This is a genomic window from Bacillus sp. 05T31 (assembly GCF_056396725.1).
Genome location: NZ_JBFTMA010000408.1, coordinates 1 through 3,854, shown reverse-complemented (window position 1 = coordinate 3,854; position 3,854 = coordinate 1). Strand labels below are relative to the sequence as shown.

Annotated in this window: 3 protein-coding genes and 1 pseudogene; all 4 read left to right on the top strand. The window is 35.9% G+C overall.

All coding sequences use genetic code 11. The features are described from left to right. Positions 1–531 (top strand): annotated as a pseudogene (resC, locus tag AC1DJR_RS20555) (cytochrome c biogenesis protein ResC); the annotation flags it as partial. 301 nt (positions 532–832) lie between these two features. Further along, a complete protein-coding gene (resD, locus tag AC1DJR_RS20550) occupies positions 833–1,549 on the top strand; it encodes a DNA-binding response regulator ResD (protein ID WP_002011758.1) in 717 nt (238 codons plus the stop codon). Continuing rightward, positions 1,549–3,324, top strand: coding sequence for a sensor histidine kinase ResE (gene resE, locus AC1DJR_RS20545; RefSeq protein WP_477003382.1), 1,776 nt, complete (start codon positions 1,549–1,551; stop codon positions 3,322–3,324). The genes resD and resE overlap by 1 nt, the downstream gene beginning before the upstream one ends. A gap of 143 nt (positions 3,325–3,467) precedes the next feature. After that, a partial coding sequence (locus tag AC1DJR_RS20540) for a cob(I)yrinic acid a,c-diamide adenosyltransferase (protein ID WP_477003381.1) occupies positions 3,468–3,854 on the top strand: 387 nt, incomplete at its 3' end.

The window sequence follows — 3,854 nt, the reverse complement described above, 5'->3', positions numbered from 1 at the left end:
GAAATGAAGTATAATCTCCCTGCTTTAGTTGGACCGCATGAAGGGAAGTTAATGACAGAAAATAAATTAGAGCCAACAGTTGAAGTTCCAGCGATTGTAAATGCGAAAAAATTAAATACTGTTATTTGGTCAGTGTTAGTGGGAACGCTACTTTATATTGTATTAAGACTTGTTTTACGTAAGCGAGTGTCAGCGGCACTTCAGCCGTTAGTAAAGAATACGAATAGTGATTTATTAGATGAAATCGGATATCGTTCTATTGCGATAGGMTTCCCGGTGTTTACATTAGGAGCATTAATCTTTGCAATGATCTGGGCTCAAATCGCTTGGACGCGCTTTTGGGGTTGGGATCCAAAAGAAGTTTGGGCGCTTATTACTTGGCTCTTTTATGCTGCGGTATTACATTTACGTTTATCTAAAGGATGGCATGGAGAAAAATCCGCCTGGCTTGCAGTGATTGGTTTTGCAATCATTATGTTTAACTTTATTGTAGTAAACTTAATTATCGCGGGTTTACATTCATATGCATAGAGAAATAAAATAGGAGAGTGTATGTCACTTTCCTATTTTATTTTTGTCAAATTTTCTTCTTTTTTGAGAAAAACATGACAAAGTAGCGGTTGATTCTGTAAAATGATGTCGAGGACCAAATATACTGTTCAAAAAAAATACATAGTTTTGGAAAAAAAATGAACAAACTTTATTATTCTTGTGAAGCATAATATGGGAAGTGGAACGTTAAAAAATGCTTAATTAAACGAGGATAGGTGCAACATTATATTGTAGAAGGGTAGGTGTAAACCGTTGTGGTAAAAGTACGCAGCGGGTAGAAATGGAAAATGAATCAAGAATTTTAATTGTAGACGATGAGGATCGTATTCGTCGTTTATTAAAGATGTATTTAGAAAGAGAGCAATACACAATTGAAGAAGCGGATAATGGTGATACAGCTTTAGAAATGGCGTTACAAAATGATTATGATTTAATCCTACTGGATATTATGATGCCTGGTAAAGATGGTATCGAAGTSTGTAAAGGGATTCGTGAGAAGAAAGCGACGCCAATTATTATGCTGACAGCAAAAGGTGAAGAAGTAAATAGGGTACAAGGGTTTGAAGTTGGAACTGATGATTATATTGTAAAGCCGTTTAGCCCGCGTGAAGTAGTACTTCGTGTGAAAGCGGTATTACGCCGCGCTGTACCAACGACATTCTTTACACAAGATACAACGACGAAAGATGTTACTGTTTTCCCTCATTTAACAATTGATAATGATGCGCACCGCGTTACAGCGGATGGTAATGAAGTAAACTTAACACCGAAAGAATATGAATTACTATTATTCTTAGCGAAATCCCCGGATAAAGTTTTTGACCGTGAGCAATTGTTAAAAGAAGTATGGCAATATGAGTTCTTCGGAGATTTACGTACAGTTGATACGCATGTAAAGCGTTTACGTGAAAAGTTAAGTAAACAATCACCAGATGCAGCGAARATGATTGTTACCGTTTGGGGCGTAGGTTACAAGTTTGAGGTTGTGAACGACTGATGCTTTGGAGAAGTGTAGTAGGGAAGTTATGGATGACCATATTACTTCTCGTTTCGTTTGTTCTTGGATTTGTTGCTATTTTACTTTCACAGTTTTTTAGAACGTATTATGTTGATATGAGTGAAGCTAGGCTTCARAAAGTTGCAACWAGTGTYACGGAATTAATTGAAGAAGGTGCCGATGTAAAAACGATTGAGGATATTGCTTACAAATTTTCTGATCCACTTTCAAGGATTATCATTGTAGAAGACGGTAAGGAAATTTCTTCTTCGCCGAAACAAGAAGGATTAGTTACTCTTACAATAGATGATTTGAAAAATGATAAAGAATTAGCAGCTGTTTTTACAGATAAAAAGGATATTAAGAATAATATTAGAAAAACTTCTAATAGTAGGAAGAATAAAAATACTGAAAATGATATTATGATCGTCGGGAAACCAGTACAGTCAAAAAATCAAAGTGCAGTGTTTGTATATGAATCATTGCAAGTTCCAATACAAGGTATGGAGAGAACGACTGATTTTATTTTCTTATCAGCCGGGATTGCGATTATTTTAACAACTTTCTTTGCATTTTTCTTATCTACTCGAATTACGGCACCGCTTCGTAAAATGCGTGAGGTTGCATTTGAGGTAGCACGCGGGAAATTTGATACGAAAGCCCCTATGGTGTCGCAGGACGAAATTGGTGAGCTTGCAACTGCTTTAAATCAAATGGGGAAACAGTTGAAGTTTAATATGAATGCCCTGCAGCAAGAAAAAGAGCAGTTAGCTAGCATTTTGAGTAGTATGGCAGATGGTGTTGTTACGTTAAATCAAGAAGGTGAAGTCGTTGTTATCAACCCACCTGCAGAACACTTCTTACAAGTTTGGCAAGAAGAAAAAGAAGTAGAGTTAATTAAAAAACTGCCTTCTGAACTTGTTGAACTATTCCATCTCGTTGTAGAAAGTGAGCAACAACAAGTTGTTGAAATTAATTTGCAAAAAGGTAACTACGTAGTTCTTATGACACCGCTTTACAATCAAACAAAAATTCGTGGAGCTGTAGCAGTATTGCGAGATATGACGGAGGAGCGTCGTCTTGAGAAAATGCGTCAAGACTTTATTGCGAATGTATCACATGAACTTCGTACACCGATGGTAATGCTTCAAGGATATAGTGAAGCAATTTTAGATGATATTGTGCAAACGAAAGAGGAAATTAATGAGTTTGTTCAAATTATTTATGATGAATCTGTTCGTTTAGGTAAACTTGTAAATGAGTTATTAGATTTAGCCCGTATGGAAAGTGGACATGTAGAGTTACATATAGGTGAAGTAGATATTCATCCATTTGTCGAAAAAATTGGCCGTAAATTCCAGGGGATTGCAAAGGATAAAGAAGTCCAATTAACAGTGGATTTCCAAAGTCCAATTGAACAATATCCGTTTGATGCAGACCGTATGGAACAGGTACTGACGAATTTAATTGATAATGCAATCCGTCATACAAATGCAGGTGGACATGTTACACTTGTAATTAATACGAAAAATAGTGGCCTTACTTTCGAAGTGCAAGATTCAGGTGYTGGTATTCCAGAAGAAGATATTCCGTTCTTGTTCGATCGATTCTATAAAGCTGATAAAGCRAGAACKCGMGGGAAAAAARTTGGAACAGGACTCGGGCTTGCGATTGCTAAAAATATTGTTCAAGGTCATGACGGGAAAATTTCTGTATCAAGTGTCGTTGGAGAAGGAACTACATTCTCTGTATATTTACCAAATCGTATAATTTAGATATATATGTTTTTTAAAAGTTGATCATGAATAAAAGCTTTACTGTTTTTTTATTTTTTTGTAAGTGCAATTAAATAAAGAATGGTAGAGTTTTTTTTCTTTAATAATCAGAATGAAAATAAAAAGAGAGGTGTCATAATGAAATGAAACTTTATACAAAAACAGGTGATAAAGGGGAAACGAGTGTCATAGGTGGCCGAGTGGATAAAGATCATATACGTGTAGAAGCTTATGGAACAATTGATGAGGCGAATTCTCATATCGGATATGCCATGTCTAAATTACAAGAGGAATGTTTTCGTAACATTTATAACGAACTTGAAAATATTCAACATGAACTATTTGATTGTGGAGGGGATTTAGCAATAGTAGAGAAGAAAATCCCTTATAAAGTAACGATAGAGATGGTCGAGTATTTAGAGAGACGAATTGATTCGTATACAGAAGAAGCGCCGCCTTTAGAGCGTTTTATTTTACCAGGCGGTAGCGAGGTATCGGCTGCACTACACATTGCACGTACAGTTATAAGA